The sequence below is a fragment of the Actinoplanes sp. NPDC049118 genome, assembly GCF_040648555.1.
Taxonomy (GTDB): domain Bacteria; phylum Actinomycetota; class Actinomycetes; order Mycobacteriales; family Micromonosporaceae; genus Actinoplanes.
Window position 1 is genome coordinate 537,202 of record NZ_JBEZDY010000001.1, and the last position, 15,370, is coordinate 552,571.

A 15,370-nucleotide genomic window follows, 5' to 3' on the forward strand; every position below is an offset into this window, starting at 1 on the left:
GCCGCCGGGCGGCGGCTAGCGCTTCCAGAACGCCTTGCGCGCGGGCGCCGGGGCGAACGCCTCGAGGGTCTCGCGGGCCATGGCCCACTTCTCCTCGAGGCTTCCTGGCGCACGGAGCCGCTCGACCAGGGCGCGCAGCCCCTTCAGCTCGTCGCCGGTCATGCCCTCGAGCAGCGCACCGAGCCGGCTGGCCAGGTCGGCGAGCAGATCGCGGCGCTCGAACACCGAGCGGGCCTCGGCGTCGCGCAGCCGGCCCGCCTCCACCCCGACGATGGCCTTGAGGTCGGCAACCGTCGGGCCGGAACCCCCCGCCGCCGCGGCGCCCGCGACGCGGTTCGACGCCTGCAGGCTCGCCGGCATCGCCGCGAACGGCGCCGGTCCGGTGCGCGCTGCCGACTTCCGCAGTCCCGCGATGCCGGCGCTTCCGGGTGCGGGCGGCGGCATCGGCGCCACGGCCCCGGCGAGCAGGAACGGGGGCGCCGCCGCGAGCGGGGCGGCCGGCGGTGCATCGGCGGCGAGCATGTCCCAGCCGGACGGCGACTCGACGGGCTGCGTCACCCGGCGCCTCTCGCCGCCCTCGTTGACCACCCGGCTGTCCACCGCCACGAACGCGGTGAACCGGCACAGCACCCCGTAGCGCAGGGACGTGGCGACGATGCGCTGCTCCAGGTCGCGTTCGCCGGCCGCGTACCGGTCCTCGAGCTCGCGCAGGCGGGCCCGCGCCCACTGCGCGGTGACGGCCGGCTCGGCGCTCACCCGCACCGGCACCTCGCGGACGAAGTCCCGTTCGGCGCGGTCGCGGCCGCGCACCGTCAGCGCCGCGCCAGCCGCGCCGGTGTAGCGGCCGAAGACCACCAGCGGCACGCCGGGGAAGACCGTCCGCGGCGCCGCGGCCTCGACCGTGCAGCCCGCGCCGGTGATCGTCACGTCGGTGAGCACGGGCGCGGCGATCCGCCGGTGGATCTGCTCCATCGCCTCGTCGAGGCGGTCCTCGCTCTCCACCAGTTCGCAGCGGCCGGCGCCGAGCGCGGCGAGCCGGCCCAGGAACCCGGCGTTGACGGCCCGGTCGATGCCGACGGTGTGCACCCGGGTGCCGCCGATCAGCGGCGTGATCTCGGCGAGGATCTGGTCCTCGTTGCCGACCTGCCCGTCGGTGACCAGCACGAGGACCCGGTCCCGGGCGGTCGAGCCGCCGAGCAGGGTCAGCCCCTCGCGCAGCGGGGCGAGCAGTTCGGTGCCGCCGCGCGCGTCGGCGCGGGACAGGTGCTCGACCGCGCGGAAGCGATGCCGGTCGCTCGCGTGCGACAGGCCCTCGCCGAGGTCGGCGGGCCGGTCGACCTGGTGGTCGAAGGTGAGCACCGCGAAGCGGTCGCCGGCCGTGAGGGTGTCGACCACCCGGGCGGCGGCCCGGCGGGCGGCGACCATCTTCCAGCCGCCCATGCTGCCGGAGCGGTCCAGCAGCAGCACCACGTCCTTCTCCCGGGTGGCGGTGGCGTCGTCGTCCGGCGGCAGGAGCACCAGCTGGTAGGTGCCCCCGGGTCCGTCGTCGCCCTCGCCGGGCACGCACACCGCGCCGGAGCCGTCGCCCGCGTACGGCAGGCGCAGGATGAAGTCGCGGTCGGCGCGCTCGCCCGGGGCGATCTCGATCCGGGTGCCTTCGTGCGTCACGGTGTGCAGGCTCGAGCGGATCTCGCCGAGCCGCAGCCCGGCCGGGTCGATGTCGACGCCGAGGGTGAGCCGCAGCGGGTTGGGGAACCCGGGCAGCAGCACCGGGGGAGTGATGCGGGAGGCGTCCGGAACCGCGTCGGTGTCGAGGGCCCGCCCGGAACCGACGACCGGGCCGGGCAGCGGCGTGCCCGGCACGTAGCGCGGGGCCACGACCAGCGGGAACCGGAACGTTGCGGCGCCGTCCTCCCAGGGCAGCGGCCCGACCAGGACCAGCTCGACGGTGACGCGCTCGCCGGGCAGGATGTTGCCGGCGCGCATGGTGAAGACGTCGGGGCGCTCCTCCTCGGCGATGGACGCGCGCCGGCCGGACTCGATCGCCCGGTCGTAGGCCTCGCGGGCCGCCGCGCGCTCCTGCAGCTCGGCCGCGACGGTGCGCCCGTCCGCGGTCATGGTCATGCCGGTCACCGCGGCGCGGTCGGGCAGCGGGAAGACGTAGGTCGCCTCGAGCGCGGTGTCGAAGGCGTTGACGAACTCGGTGGTCACCGTGGTGCGGGCGACCAGGCCGCTGATCGAGGCCTGCACGTCGAGGCGGTCCAGCGGAAGGTTGCCGCGTTCGGTGCGCAGGGAGCCGATGCCGGCGTCGGGCAGGATCCGGATGCGGTCGATCTCCACCGCATCCATCGGCGTGACGGAAAGGGTCATGACGGGCTCCCATCTTCGGGGTTCTCGCCGGTCAGCAGGCCGCGGTCGGCGAGGAGGTCGAGCAGGGGCCGCGCGGCGGTCGCGATGGCGGCGTAGTCGGCGGCGTCCGGGCGCACCGCGAGCACCAGGATCGCGCCCCCGCCCAGCGCGACGCCGCCCACCGGGCGGGCCGTCGCGGCGGCCGGCCGCGTGATCGGCCGCTCGGCGACCGCCGGCGCGGCGGCCCAGAACCGCGGTCGCGCCGGGCCGTCGGCCGGTCCGGCCGCGTCGTCGCTGGTCAGCAACTCGTCCGGTACCCGGGCGGCGAGCTGGAGCTCGGCGTCCGCAGCCCCGGCGAGCTCGGCCTGGATCGCGGCGAGCGAGTGGCCCTGCGCCTGGCGGCGCTTGAGCGCCACGAGCTGCAGCAGGTGCCGTGGCCCGTAGAGCGCCGTGCGCCCCCGCATGCCGGCGGGGCGGTCGACCAGGCCGGTCGTCGTGTACCACCGGATGGCGCGGCGGTCGGGCACGTCGCGGATCCGGCCGTTGGGCGCGCCGGGGTATTCGGCGGACAGGGCCCGGCCCACCCGCTCCACCAGCTCGTCCATCGTCCACATGCCGGTCATACTGACACTGTTTCATTGACACTGTCAATGTCTTCCGGGATGGTTTTGCTTTGCCCCGGGCGGGGGCGGTCGATGCTGGGTTTGTGGACCACGACGCGAAGATGATGGAGCCAGCCGCCCGCGACGCGGTGTTCGAGGCCACCCTCCTGCAGCATCCGGACGCGTTCGTCGGCGCGATCTCGCCGGCCGGCCAGTTCGTGCCGCCGCCGGACGGGTTCGGTGTCGACGGCCTGCGCCAGATCGTGGGAGTGCAGTCGGCCCTCGCCCTGGTGACCGCCGACGACACCAGGATCGCGATCGAGGCCTGGCACAAGGTGCTCGCCGAGGGCGTCGCCGTCGACCGCGTCCACCCCGCGGCCGCCCCGGACGAACTGGTCTGGATGCACCTGATCGACATGACCCACCGGCACGGCGTCTTCGCCGCCATCCTCACCGGGCTGCAGGGGCGACCCGACGGCGTGTCGCTGGAGCACGCGCCGATCCGCCCGCGCCTGGTCACCATCCGCAAGGACCCGGCCGCCGTGATCAAGGGCGCCGACCCGGAGATCTCCCTGCTGCTCGGCTGGCGGCCGGACGAGCTGATCGGCACTCGCGCGCTGGACCTCGTGCACCCCGACGATCAGGGGCGTGCGATCGCCAGCTGGGTGGACCTGCTCGCCACCCCGCAGGGCGAATCCCGCCGGGTCCGGCTGCGCCACCTGCACCGCGACGGGCACCCGGTCTGGTTCGAGATCACCAACCGCAACCTGCTCGCCGACCCCGACGATCCGCGGGTGGTCGCCGAGATGCTCGACATCTCCGACGAGATGGACGCACAGGAGGCGCTGCGGGCCGGCGAGCAGCTCCTGCGGCGGCTCACCGAGACGATCCCGATGGGCATCGTGCAGATCGACGCCGACCGCCGGGTCGTCTACCTGAACGAGCGCGCCGCCCGCTCCCTCGGCGCCGGCACCGGCGATCTGCTGAGCGACGAGTGCCTGAGTCCGATCGTCGCCGGCGACCGGCCGGCCGTCGACGCGGCCATCGCCGCGGTGCTGGGCTCCAGCCGCGACGCCGACGTCGAGTACGGCTACCTCGGGCGCGGCCTGCGCCGGGTCCGGGCCAGCCTGCGGAGCCTGACCACCGCGTCCGGCGAGGTGACCGGGGCGATCATCTGCCTCACCGACGTCACCGAGGACGTCCGGATGCGCGAGGAGCTCAAGCAACGGGCGACCTACGACGCGCTGACCGGCTGCCGCAACCGGGCGTCGACGCTGACCGCGCTTCAGGACGCGCTCACCGGGTCCGGCAACACCCGCGGCACGGCGGTGGTCTTCATCGACCTCAACGAGTTCAAGCAGGTCAACGACCGGCACGGGCACGCGGCCGGCGACGAGCTGCTGACCTACGTCGCCGGCCGGCTGCGCGCCTCGGTCCGCGACGGCGACGTCGTCGGCCGCTTCGGCGGCGACGAGTTCGTGGTGATCTGCGCCGACGTGCCCGGCCCCGACCAGGCCCGCCGGATCGGCGAGACGCTTGTCGCCGCCCTGAGCGCGAGCCACCTGGACGTCGCGGGTGAGCGGCTGCTTCCCCAGGCCAGCATCGGCGTGGCCTGGGAGGACTCGGCCGCCGGCTCCCCGCGCGCCCTGATCGCCCGCGCCGACGCCGCCATGTACGCGGCCAAGCACGCCCGCACCGGCCGCCTGGCCCTGATGCTCGCCGATTGACGCCTCGCCGCGCCGGAAGGCACGACGGGGCGCGACCGATCGGGCAGGATGATCGGGACGGGCTCTCCTGCGACGACGGGCGATGACGGTTGCGGCAGCGACGGGACTGGCGGGGCGTGCCGGGCGGCGGCCGTGCGGGTCTGCGCCTCGACCTGATCAGCCTCTCGCACGTCAACGATCCGGCGACCACCAGCGTCTACCCCGGCGACCCGGCCTTCGAGCTCGAGACCGTCGCCAGCATCGAGAACGACGGCTTCCATCTGCGGTTCGTCCGCGAGGGCGAGCACACCGGCACGCACTGGGGCGCGCCCGGGCACTTCACCGCCGGCGCCGCGCTCGCCGACGAACTCGACCCGGCCGACCTCTTCCTGCCCGCGGTCAAGATCGACATCCGCTCCCGCTGCGCCCGCGACGCCGACTACGAACTGTCCGTCGAGGACCTCGAGGCCTGGGAGCGGCGGCACGGCCGGATCCCGGACGAGTCCATGGTCATCCTCTGGACCGGCTGGGAGTCGCGGTGGGGCACCGAGGCGTACTACAACTTCGACGCCGACGGGGTCATGCACCAGCCGGGCTTCGGCCTCGAGGCGGTGCGGTGGCTCGTCGAGACCGGCCGGCTCGGCCACCGCGGCGGCACCGGCACCGACACGTTCGGCCCCGATCCCGGCGCCGACGCGACCTACGCCGTCTCGCGGCTGGTCTACCAGCGGCACCGGATCAGCCTCGAGGCCCTCGCCAACCTCGGCGCGCTGCCCGCCACCGGCGCACACGTGCTCTGCGGCGGGCACATCAACCGGGCCGGCTCCGGCTCGACCGCCCTGATCTACGGCGTCCTGCCGCCCGGCTGATCGGCTTCGCGCGGACACCATCTCGCGACCGGGTTTTCAATCAAGATCAACGTCGGTACGGTGCGCGGATGCGCAACACGAGGCGGCGGTGGGACGCCGGCGACGTCATCGCCTGGGTGATCGTCGGGGCGCTCGCCGTTGCGGTGGGACTCGCCCTCCTGCAGGGCATGTGGCGGTTCGGCGAGATCGCTCTCGAGTCACCGCTGTTCGTGGCGGGTTATCTGGCTGTTGTCGGCATCGGATACCTGGCATGGCGCGGGTTCGCTCACGTCTGGCGCAGCCGCCGCCGGCTCCCGCCGATCCCGGCACAGCCGATCCCGGCAGAGCCGAGTCCGGCAGAGCCGAGTCCGGCAGAGCCGATTTCGGCAGAGCCGATTTCGGCAGAGCCGATTTCGGCACAGCCGACTCTGGCGGGGCCGGCCCTGGGGCGGGTTTCCCGGGTCCCGGAGAATCGCACCGAGGAGCTCGCCCTGATCGGTGGCGGGATTCTCTTCGGCGGCGGCGGAGCTTTCGTGGTCGTCGACGCCTGGGGTTACGGGATCCGCAGCATCTCCCCGGTCATCATGGGGGTCCTGGCGGTGCTGCTTGGCGTCCTCTGCTTCTGGGCCGGCATCGTCCACCTGTTCACCCGCGCGCAGCGACGGCAGGACGCGCTGGCGGAGTCCTCGCGGGACCTGATTCGGGACCATGCCCTCCGCGCAGACCGGCGGGACGTCGCGAGACTGCGCGATCTGCTTCGCGCGCTAGCCGATCCGGAGACCGTCGGCGCGGCCGCGCTCGCCGAGTTGAGTACCTGCCCGGGCCTGCTGGACGGGTTGAGCTTCCGGGCCCGGCACGCTGAACTCACCAGCGAGTTGAAGCCGTTCGTCGACGCCGTGACGGCTGCCGAACCCCAGCCCGACCTGAGCCTGGCGGCCGCGTTGGCCTCCCTGGATCGCAACGGCCACGCCCGAGAGGCGGCCGTCGCCGTGATGGCGGCCGACCCGTCGCCGGTGAATGCCTGGTTCCTCGCCGAGCGGACCGCCGATCCGGTCGAACCGGTCCGGCTCCGCGCCCTGGCCGCGCTCGGAGCTCTGGCCGCCGCCGATCCGCCGACGTACGCGCCGGTGGTCCAGCAAGCCGCCGCGCGGCTGGGCCACCGGCCGTGCGCCACGGCGATCCGCACCCTCGCCGACGCGGAACCCGTGGAGCGGCCGCTCGTCACGTGTTGCCGCCCCTGGCCGGAAAGGCCGTGCTTCCCCGTGCACCGGGAACAGCTCGCCGCCGCACAGACCCGCGCTGACAGGTAGGCGGTCGACGCGGCCAGGCCCGGAGCCCAACGCCCCGGCCAGGGCCCGGCCGCGGCTGGAGTCGAGTGCAGGTCAGAGCGGCCTCGGCTCGACCGCCCTGATCTACGGCGTGCTGCCGCCCGGCTGAACCACGCCGTTGACCGTCAGCGTGTAGGGCGCGTACTGCTTGATCATCCCGGTCGGCTCGTCGTAGGCGACGATCGCGACCACCCTGCGGTACGGCCGCAGCGCCGCGAACTGGGCGAGCGGCACCTGCCGCGCCCGGCGCCCCTTCTCGTCGAGGCCGACCAGCCGCACGCTCCACGCGTGCACCCGCTGCGGCACGATCTGCGTCGGCGAGCGGAAGCCGGCCAGCGTCGAGCCGTCGGTGACGGAGGTGCCGCCGAGACTCGCGTCGTCGATGAACCAGCCGCCGTTGTTGATCGACTGGTCGCTGACGTAGCGGAAGCCGAGCAGGATCCGCTTTCCGGCGTACGCGGATAGGTCGTAGGTGTGCGTGGCGAAGCCGTTGCTCTCGCCGTTGATCGCGGGCCCGAGCGGCCCCTTGACCGTCTTGTCACCGGCGACGGCGGTGTACGTGTGCCCGCCGTCGGCCGAGACGGTCACGTAGCCGTAGTCGTAGTCGGCCTCGGTGGAGTACTTCTGCCGTACCCGCAGGATCGGGTCTGCGGCCGGCACGCTCACCGCGACCACCGCCGAGACGTCGAGATCGCTGGCGTCGCCGGAGAAGAGCGCGCCGTCGCGCACCGTCCACTTCAGGGGTTCCTTCGGCAGGGTGCGCGCGCCGGAGAACCGCACCGACCGCAGCTGCGAGCCGCGCAGCGGCTTGGAGTCGGCGCCGCGCAGCCGCACGTAGTCGGCGCCGTTGGGCGCCGCGCCCGGCTGGTCGTAGGAGGAGGGATTGTCCAGGTTCACGGTCGAGCGCACGCTCGGCGTGACCACCCGCTCCCGCGGCACGCCGACCATGACCCCGTCCGGCGAGTCGCCGATCACCTTGTCGACCAGGGTCATGGTCTGGAAGTCGTGCAGGACCCGGTACAGCTGCACGTCGTCGCCGAGCGCGGCGGACACCCCGGCCAGGCCCTGGTCCGCGCCGTCGCGGTGCAGCCGCGACAGCGCCGCGGCGCCGAAGCGGTCCCGCAGGTAGAGCATGAACTGGTACGCGTTGCCGTAGTCGGCGAGCACGTCGGCGGGCCCGCCCTCGTCCCAGAGGTTCAACGAGTTCTGCGGCCCGCCGCACGGGCGGGGGTTGGTGTTGTAGCGGGTACGCACCGTGCCGAAGCCCTGGAAGCAGGCGAGGTGGCTGTCCATGCCGGCGCGGTAGACGGTGGCGTTGCCGTCGACGTAGCCGACCAGGGTCTGCGCGTAGTCGGAGAGGCCCTCGTTGACCCAGAGCTCCTCGGCCGGGTCGGTGTACGACTGCAGCAGGTGCTGCCACTCGTGCGCGAACGTGCCCTCGTACATCCGGGGCCGCGCGGGCCGGCTGGTGCACAGGTCGTCGGTCGGCTCGTCGGGCGGGTTGGCCCCGGAGCGGTGCAGCCAGTCGTACACGTCGATCGTCATGACGTTGCGGTCGACGAGATCGTTGATCTGCGAGGAGAAGAAGCCGGCGATGTAGGTCTGCGCCTTCGGGAAGTCGAAGTAGTTGTCGTCGCGGACGTTGTCCAGCAGGGTGACGGTCTTGGCGCCGTCGCCGGTGTAGTCGCCGCCGGTCAGCTGCGGTTTGGTCCCGTCGCGCTCCCGCGGCGTGCTGAACGCGGCCGTCTCGCGCGGCCAGATGGTCTCGTCGAACTCGTTCACCAGTTCGGCGATCTGTGCGTCCGTCACCTGGGTGGAGGAGGCCGGGCGGCAGTCGCCGGCCGGGAAGGCGACGTCCTTGGCGACCCAGACCTCGATGTGCTTCCCGACGCTGCGCAGCGTGTAGTCCTTGCGGTAGACGCCGCCGTCGATCTCGTTCAGCCCGAGCCACTCCCGCACGGTGCCGACGGGCGGGGTCGGCGCGGCGGCCCGGGCCCGCTGCGGGCTGCCCTCGCGGCCGATGCCCAGCCTCGAGACGTCGAGCTGCTTGCGGGTCAGCTCCCGGACGTCGTCGAAACGCGGTTCCGCCGGGGCCGCCGGGGCGGCCGGCGCCGCGTCCGCCGCGGAGGCGTATGGAAGCAGGGGCAGGATCAGCAGGGCGACCGCGGCGAAGCGGAGGCGGGCCATGGGGACTCCCTTCGACGCCGCGCCGGTGAGGCGCGCACAGAAGGGGACGCTACCCGGATCAAGCCCCCAAAAGGGGCAAGACGCGACCTACTCGAAGAGGGAATGCTCCCGACCTCCGTCGCAGCGGCGCCGGGCCCGTCGGCGCAGCTGCACCACGACCATGTCGACCACCGCCACCACTGCCCACGCGGCGAGCAGCCATCCGGGCACGGTCCAGCCCGCGTGCCACAGCACGACGGCCAGGGCCGAGCACACGACGAAACCGAACGCGGCCAGCACCATCCGCAGATTGAGCGCGCTGTACGGCCGGTCGACGGTGCCCCGGCGACCGGGCGGCTGCGAACCGATCGGCATGGATCGAGCCTAGCCGCCCGGCCGGGCGCCCGGCGGGTCAGGACACCTCGCGCCGCAGCACCCGCACGGTGCCCAGGGCCAGCGGCAGCGCCACCCAGACCAGGGCGGCGACGCCGAAGCGTGCCCACTGCTCGCCGGTCATTCCCGGCTCGCTCAGCGGCACCGACGTCAGGTTGATGTCGATCCAGCCCGCGGCCGTGCGCAGCCACCGGACCATCTCGCCGAGCACGGACCAGACCGTCGGGATGGCGAAGTACAGCACGATCGCCAGCGGCGAGTTCATCAGCAGGGCGCCGAACGCCGAGCCCATCAGCACGAACACCAGCTGGTTGACGAGCAGCTGACCCACCAGGGCGGCCTCGATGTGCCAGTCGCCGTCGCCGCCCGTACCGATGGCGATCAGGTTGCCGGCCGCGGACAGCGCGGCCGCCGCGGCCGTGGTCGCGACCGCGATCAGCACGGCCGCGATCAGCTTCGCCGCGACGACCCGCCCCCGCCGGGGCTCGAGGGTGAACGTGGTCAGGGCCGTCCGCTGCGACCATTCGCTGGTCATCGACAGGATGCCGAGCACCGGCAGCAGAACGCTCGCCGGCACCAGGCCGAAGGAGAGGAACCCCTGGAAGGTCTGCTCGGCGTCCGGCGCGGCGAAGATCATGATCGCGGCCGTCGCGGCCGCGGCCAGCCCGATCACGATCAGCAGCCACAACCCCGCGCGGGTGTCGGCCAGCTTGCGGAGCTCGACCTGGGTGAGCCGGCGGAGCGGGATCCCGGTACGCCCGCCGTCGCGTTCGGGCGCGACGTCCGCCGCACCGGCCGGGGCCTGCTGAACGGCGGTCATCGGACGGCCTCCCGCACCGAGTCGCCGGCGGTCAGGCTCAGGAACATCTGTTCGAGCCCGCCGCTGCCGGCCGGGCGCAGCTCGAGCAGCACCAGGCCCGCGCCGGCCGCCGCCCGCCCGATCGTCTCCGCGTCGGCCTGCACGAGGACGCCCCCGTCGGTCGTCGCGGTGCCGGTCAGCCCGGCGCGGGCCAGGGCCACGTCCAGGGCGGCCCGGTCCAGCGCCCGTACGAGCGTGCCGGTCGCGGCGAGGAGTTCGAACTTGTCGCCCTGCGCCACGACGCGCCCGCCGCCGATGACGACCAGCCGGTCCGCGACCGCCTCCACCTCGCGCAGCAGGTGCGACGAGAGCAGCACGGTGCCGCCGCGGTCCGCGAAGTCGCGCAGCAGCCCGCGCATCCAGAAGATGCCCTCGGGGTCGAGGCCGTTGGCCGGCTCGTCCAGGACCAGGATGCCGGGGTCGCCCAGCATCGCGTACGCGAGCCCGAGCCGCTGCCGCATGCCCAGCGAGTACGCCTTGACCCGCCGCTTGGCGGCCGTGCTGTTGAGCCCCACCCGGTCCAGGCTCTCGTCGACGCGGCGCCGCTCGACGCCCATGGTCAGCGCGGCAAGGGTCAGCACCTCACGCCCGGTACGCCCGGAGTGCTGCGCCGAGGCGTCCAGCAGCACCCCGATGCGCCGCCCCGGGTTGCCCATCCGCCGGTACGGCCGCCCGTCGATGGTGGCGGTGCCGGCGGTGGGCGGGGTGAGCCCGCAGATCATCCGCATGGTGGTGGACTTGCCCGCGCCGTTCGGGCCGAGGAAGCCGGTGACCGTGCCCGGCTCGCAGGTGAAGGACACGTCGTCGACGGCCGGGTGGCTCCCGTACCGTTTGCTCAGATGTTCGACCGTGATCATGTGCTCAGCCTGCCGCCGCCGGGTGGCCACCCGCGTCGGCCGCAGGTCGGCGCCGGCGAACCTTGGTCTAGCGCCGGTTACGACTTTGGTCGGTATCGGGCGCCGGAGCACCGCCCGTAGCATGGCGATCGTGGCGCAGACGGCGGTGACGAGGCCCGGCGGACGGCCGTCGGAGTACCAGTGGCTGCTCCCGGCGTCGCTGTTGGACGAGCCCGACCGGCCGTCGGCACCCCGCTCGACGCGGGACTGGGCGATCGACGCCCTCTGCTTCGCGCTCGGCCTCGGCTGGGCGGTGCTGGCCACCGTCGACCTGCTGAACCCGAACCCGGTGATAGTGCAGGAGTGGGCCGGCACCCCGCCCTGGCTGACCTGGCTGGACCTGGTCGTGGGTGTCGCGCTCTCGGCCGCGCTCTGGTGGCGGCGGCGCTGGCCGGTGCAGCTCGCGGTGCTGACCATGGTCACCGGCGTCTTCACGGTGGCGGGTGCGGTCGCCGGGGCGATCTTCTTCTTCACGGTGGTGGTGCACCGCAGGTTCGCGGTGACGGCGGTGGTCGCCGCCGGCAGCATGGTCTCCAACGCCGTGTTCTGCGCGCTGCGGCCCGAGACGGCCGCCGGCTACTGGGAGTCCATGGCCTGGAGCGCGGTGTTCACGGTGATCGTGCTGCTCTGGGGCATGGTCGTGCGGTCGCGGCGGCAGCTCGTGTTGTCGCTGCGTGACCGGGCCGAGCGCGCCGAGTCCGAGCAGCGGCTGAGGGTGGCGCAGGCCCGCGCCCTGGAACGCACCCGCATCGCCCGCGAGATGCACGACGTGCTCGCACACCGGATCTCGCTGCTGAGCCTGCACGCCGGAGCGCTGGAGATCCGGCCGGACGCGGCGCCCGCCGAGGTGGCCGGGGCGGCCGGGGTGATCCGGGCCAGCGCGCACCAGGCCCTGCAGGACCTGCGCGAGGTGATCGGCGTGCTGCGCGAGCCGGCCGGCGACGATCAGCCGGAACGCCCGCAGCCGACGCTGGGCGAGCTGCCCGCGCTGGCCGACGAGTCCCGGGCCGCGGGGGCGAAGGTGCGCCTCGACGTGCGGATCGACGACTCCGCGCCGCTGCCGGCCGGCGCCGGGCGCACGGCGTACCGGATCGTGCAGGAGGGTCTGACCAACGCCCGCAAGCACGCTCCCGGCACGGCGGTGCGGGTCACCGTCGAGGGGGCGGCCGGTGCGGGGTTGACCATCGACGTGCGCAACCCGGCCCCGGTCGGGCGGCCCGGCCTGGCGATCCCCGGCGCCGGCACCGGCCTGGTCGGGCTCGTCGAGCGCGCCACCCTGGCCGGCGGCAGGCTGGCGCACGGCCCGACCGCCGACGGGGAGTTCGCCCTGCGCGCCTGGCTGCCCTGGCCCGGCCCGTCATGACCGATCCGGTACGGGTGCTGATCGTCGACGACGACGCCCTGGTCCGCGCGGGCCTCACGATGATCCTGTCCAGCGCCGACGACGTCGCGGTGGTCGGCGAGGCCACCGACGGCGGCGAGGTGCCGGCGGCGGTGGCCGCGTGCCGCCCGGACGTGGTGCTGATGGACATCCGGATGCCCCGGGTCGACGGCCTCGCGGCGACCGAGTCGCTGCGCGGGCGCGCCGGCGCACCGGAGGTGATCGTGCTGACCACCTTCGACGCCGACGAGTTCGTGCTGCGGGCGCTGCGGGCGGGCGCGAGCGGCTTCCTGCTCAAGGACACTCCGCCGGCGGAGATCCTGCACGCCGTCCGCCGCGTGGCGGGCGGCGACGCGATGCTGTCGCCGACGGTGACCCGGCAGCTGATCGCGCACGTGGCGGCGCCCGGCGCGAACGGGACCCGCCATCGCGCCGTGGTCGCCCTGGAGCGGCTCAGCGAGCGGGAGCGCGACGTCGCCCTGCTGCTCGGCCGGGGCCGGTCCAACGCGGAGATCGCGGCGGAGCTGTTCATGAGCGTCGCGACGGTGAAGGCGCACGTGTCGCGCCTGCTGGTGAAGCTCGAGCTGAACAACCGCGTCCAGGTCGCGATCCTGGTGCACGACGCCGGCCGGGCCTGACGCGGCCGGGTCGCTCGCGCGAGCCACCCGCGGATGCGACCATGCACTGATGTCTGTCGTGACCGCGCCGCAGGCGTCCGCGGCCGTCGGCGAGCTGGGCTGGCGCTACGTGCTCGGCACGCTGCGCGCGTCGCTGCGCCTGGGCCCGATGTGGCAGGGCGCCGAGGTCGCCACCGAACTCGTCCGCGCCTGCGGCGTGGGCGCCGACGAGAGCCTGCGTATCGATCTGCGTTCGGGCCGGCTCGAGCTGGTGCTCCAGTCGGCGCGCTCGGCGGCCGTGACGGCGGCCGAGCTGGACCTGGCCCGCCAGATCGCCACCACCGCGGGGGAGATGGGCCTGCGGCTCGAGCCGTGCGCGGGCGGCGGCCGCTCGGTGCAGGCCCTCGAGGTCGGTATCGACGCGCGGGACGCCGCCCGGATCCGGCCGTTCTGGAAGGCCGTGCTGGGCTACGCCGGCGAGGGCGGCGCCGACGGCCCGGTGGACCCGATCGCCGACCCGCTCGCGCAGGCCCCGGCCGTCTCGTTCCGGCGCACCGGGCCCCGGCCGCAGCACAACCGGATCCACCTCGACGTCTGCGTGCCGCACGACGAGGCGCCCGGCCGGATCCGGGCGGCGCTCGAGGCCGGCGGCACGCTGCTCTCGGACTCGCGCGCACCGGCCTGCTGGGTGCTCGCGGACGCCGAGGGCAACGAGGTGCGCGTCTCCACCTGGCAGGGGCGCGACTGACGCCGGCCGGCCGATCGGCTAACGCGCCGGGGACCGTGGCCAGAGCGGTTCCGGCGCGGCCTGCTCCGCCGCGCGCAGTACCCGCAGGATGTTGCGCCCGGTGAGCCGCTCCAGGTCGTCCTGGCTCCAGCCGCGGGAGGCCAGCTCGGCGAGCAGGCGCGGGTAGCCGGAGACGTCCTCGAGGCCGGCCGGGAGCCGGTCGCAGCCGTCGTAGTCGCCGCCGATACCGACGTGGTCGGCTCCGGCGACCTCCCGGACGTGCTCCACGTGGTCGGCGACCTGGGCGATCGTCGCCTCGGGCCGCGGGTTCGCGGCCAGCCACGGCCGGAACGGCTCCGGCGGTGACACGTCGCTGCCGGGCAGCGCCGACAGGAACGAACCGGCGGGTGCGGGTGCCGTCGTCGTGCCCTCCCGGCCGGGCCGGGGCGCGCTCGGCCAGGAGGCCGGCGCCGGCGGCAGCCCGAGCCGCGCCCACTCCGCGTCGGCCGCGGCGGCCCAGGCCGCCACCTCCGCCGAGATGAACGGCGGCACGAACGTGACCATGCAGACGCCGCCGTTGTCGCGCAGCTTGACCAGCACGTCGTCGGCGGCGTTGCGGCGGTGGCCGTTGACCGCGTGCGCCGACGAGTGGCTGAAGATCACCGGGGCGGTCGCCACGTCCAGCGCCGCGTGCATGGTCGTCGCGGCCACGTGCGACAGGTCGACCAGTACGCCGATGCGCTGCATCTCCGCGACGATCGCCCGGCCCTCGTCGTCGAGCCCGCCGACCCCGGGTTCGTCCGTCGCCGAGTCCGCCCAGGACGTGTTGTGGTTGTGGGTCAGGGTCACGTACCGCACGCCGAGGCGGGCGAAGGCACGCAGCACCCCCAGCGACGTGGCGAGACTGTGTCCGCCCTCGATCCCGATCAGCGAGGCGATGCGGCCGCCCGCGATCGCGGACTCGACGTCGTCCGCCGAGTACGCGATCGCCAGGTCCCGCGGGTACGCGGCGGCGAGCCGGTAGACGGCGTCGATCTGCTCCATCGTGGCCACCACGGCCTCGGGCTCGGACAGGTCGGAGGGAACGTACACCGACCAGAACTGTCCGCCGACGCGGCCGGCGCGCAGCCGGGCGATGTCGGTGTGGAACTCCGGGCGGTCCGCCGCCAGCCCGGACACCCGGTACCCGGCCCGGGCCCGCAGGGCCATCGGCAGGTCGTTGTGTCCGTCGATCACCGGCATGGCTTGCAGGGCGAGGTCTACCACGGTCACTGGGGCTGCTCCTTGACGCTCCGGACTATTGCTGATCGCCCGCGGAGCCTATGACCAGAACGGCCCGTTCGGCGGGGTTTCCGGGCCTCGAAATCCTCAGGTTTCGCGGTTCGGGTGGGTCGCAACCGGGCGGCACCTGTTCGGGAACGAGGCCCGCACCGCGCGCCACGGAATCTCTATGCATGCCCGGTCGACAACGGCCGGACAAGCGGGGGGAAAGCAAATC

Annotated in this window: 13 protein-coding genes; 6 read left to right on the plus strand and 7 right to left on the minus strand. The window is 74.1% G+C overall.

All coding sequences use genetic code 11. The features are described from left to right. Positions 1–15 precede the first annotated feature (15 nt). A complete protein-coding gene (locus tag AB0B58_RS02455) occupies positions 16–2,370 on the minus strand; it encodes a VIT domain-containing protein (RefSeq protein ID WP_360216151.1) in 2,355 nt (784 codons plus the stop codon). Continuing rightward, positions 2,367–2,972 (minus strand): MerR family transcriptional regulator, encoded by a 606-nt coding sequence (locus AB0B58_RS02460; protein ID WP_360216154.1) that lies wholly within the window; start codon positions 2,970–2,972, stop codon positions 2,367–2,369. The genes AB0B58_RS02455 and AB0B58_RS02460 overlap by 4 nt, the downstream gene beginning before the upstream one ends. 83 nt (positions 2,973–3,055) lie before the next feature. Here AB0B58_RS02460 and AB0B58_RS02465 point away from each other — a divergent pair, with 83 nt between their 5' ends. From AB0B58_RS02465 to AB0B58_RS02475, 3 genes are all read left to right on the plus strand, one after another. After that, positions 3,056–4,678 carry a diguanylate cyclase domain-containing protein gene (locus tag AB0B58_RS02465; protein WP_360216158.1) on the plus strand — a complete coding sequence of 541 codons (1,623 nt, stop codon included), beginning with the start codon at positions 3,056–3,058 and terminating at the stop codon, positions 4,676–4,678. 89 nt (positions 4,679–4,767) lie between these two features. Beyond that, the gene (locus AB0B58_RS02470; RefSeq protein ID WP_360216161.1) at positions 4,768–5,526 is read left to right on the plus strand and encodes a cyclase family protein; all 759 of its coding nucleotides are present in this window, start codon (positions 4,768–4,770) and stop codon (positions 5,524–5,526) included. 116 nt (positions 5,527–5,642) lie between these two features. Continuing rightward, positions 5,643–6,815 carry a hypothetical protein gene (locus tag AB0B58_RS02475; protein WP_360216164.1) on the plus strand — a complete coding sequence of 391 codons (1,173 nt, stop codon included), beginning with the start codon at positions 5,643–5,645 and terminating at the stop codon, positions 6,813–6,815. A 102-nt stretch (positions 6,816–6,917) separates the two neighbouring features. Here AB0B58_RS02475 and AB0B58_RS02480 read toward each other — a convergent pair whose 3' ends face one another. The 4 genes from AB0B58_RS02480 to AB0B58_RS02495 all read right to left on the minus strand — a co-directional run bounded on the left by AB0B58_RS02480 (position 6,918) and on the right by AB0B58_RS02495 (position 11,108). Then, entirely contained in the window at positions 6,918–9,020 is a 2,103-nt protein-coding gene (locus tag AB0B58_RS02480; RefSeq protein ID WP_360216167.1) for a peptidase M6 immune inhibitor A, read from the minus strand. A gap of 87 nt (positions 9,021–9,107) precedes the next feature. Continuing rightward, positions 9,108–9,374, minus strand: coding sequence for a hypothetical protein (locus AB0B58_RS02485; RefSeq protein ID WP_360216170.1), 267 nt, complete (start codon positions 9,372–9,374; stop codon positions 9,108–9,110). Positions 9,375–9,411: 37 nt separating this feature from the next. After that, the gene (locus tag AB0B58_RS02490) at positions 9,412–10,212 is read right to left on the minus strand and encodes an ABC transporter permease (RefSeq protein ID WP_360216173.1); all 801 of its coding nucleotides are present in this window, start codon (positions 10,210–10,212) and stop codon (positions 9,412–9,414) included. Further along, the gene (locus AB0B58_RS02495; RefSeq protein ID WP_360216176.1) at positions 10,209–11,108 is read right to left on the minus strand and encodes an ATP-binding cassette domain-containing protein; all 900 of its coding nucleotides are present in this window, start codon (positions 11,106–11,108) and stop codon (positions 10,209–10,211) included. Before AB0B58_RS02495 ends, AB0B58_RS02490 begins: the two co-directional genes overlap by 4 nt. Before the next feature lie 130 nt (positions 11,109–11,238). Between AB0B58_RS02495 and AB0B58_RS02500 the strand changes: the two genes are divergently transcribed. The 3 genes from AB0B58_RS02500 to AB0B58_RS02510 are packed head-to-tail and all read left to right on the plus strand — an operon-like array spanning position 11,239 to position 13,893. Next, positions 11,239–12,510: a histidine kinase gene (locus tag AB0B58_RS02500; RefSeq protein ID WP_360216179.1), complete on the plus strand. Its 1,272-nt coding sequence runs from the start codon at positions 11,239–11,241 to the stop codon at positions 12,508–12,510. Next, positions 12,507–13,166 carry a response regulator transcription factor gene (locus AB0B58_RS02505; protein ID WP_360216182.1) on the plus strand — a complete coding sequence of 220 codons (660 nt, stop codon included), beginning with the start codon at positions 12,507–12,509 and terminating at the stop codon, positions 13,164–13,166. The genes AB0B58_RS02500 and AB0B58_RS02505 overlap by 4 nt, the downstream gene beginning before the upstream one ends. Before the next feature lie 49 nt (positions 13,167–13,215). Continuing rightward, the gene (locus AB0B58_RS02510) at positions 13,216–13,893 is read left to right on the plus strand and encodes a VOC family protein (RefSeq protein WP_360216185.1); all 678 of its coding nucleotides are present in this window, start codon (positions 13,216–13,218) and stop codon (positions 13,891–13,893) included. Between the two features lie 18 nt (positions 13,894–13,911). Here the strand turns inward: AB0B58_RS02510 and AB0B58_RS02515 are convergent, their stop codons facing one another. Continuing rightward, positions 13,912–15,144, minus strand: coding sequence for a dipeptidase (locus AB0B58_RS02515; protein ID WP_360216188.1), 1,233 nt, complete (start codon positions 15,142–15,144; stop codon positions 13,912–13,914). Positions 15,145–15,370: the final 226 nt, after the last annotated feature.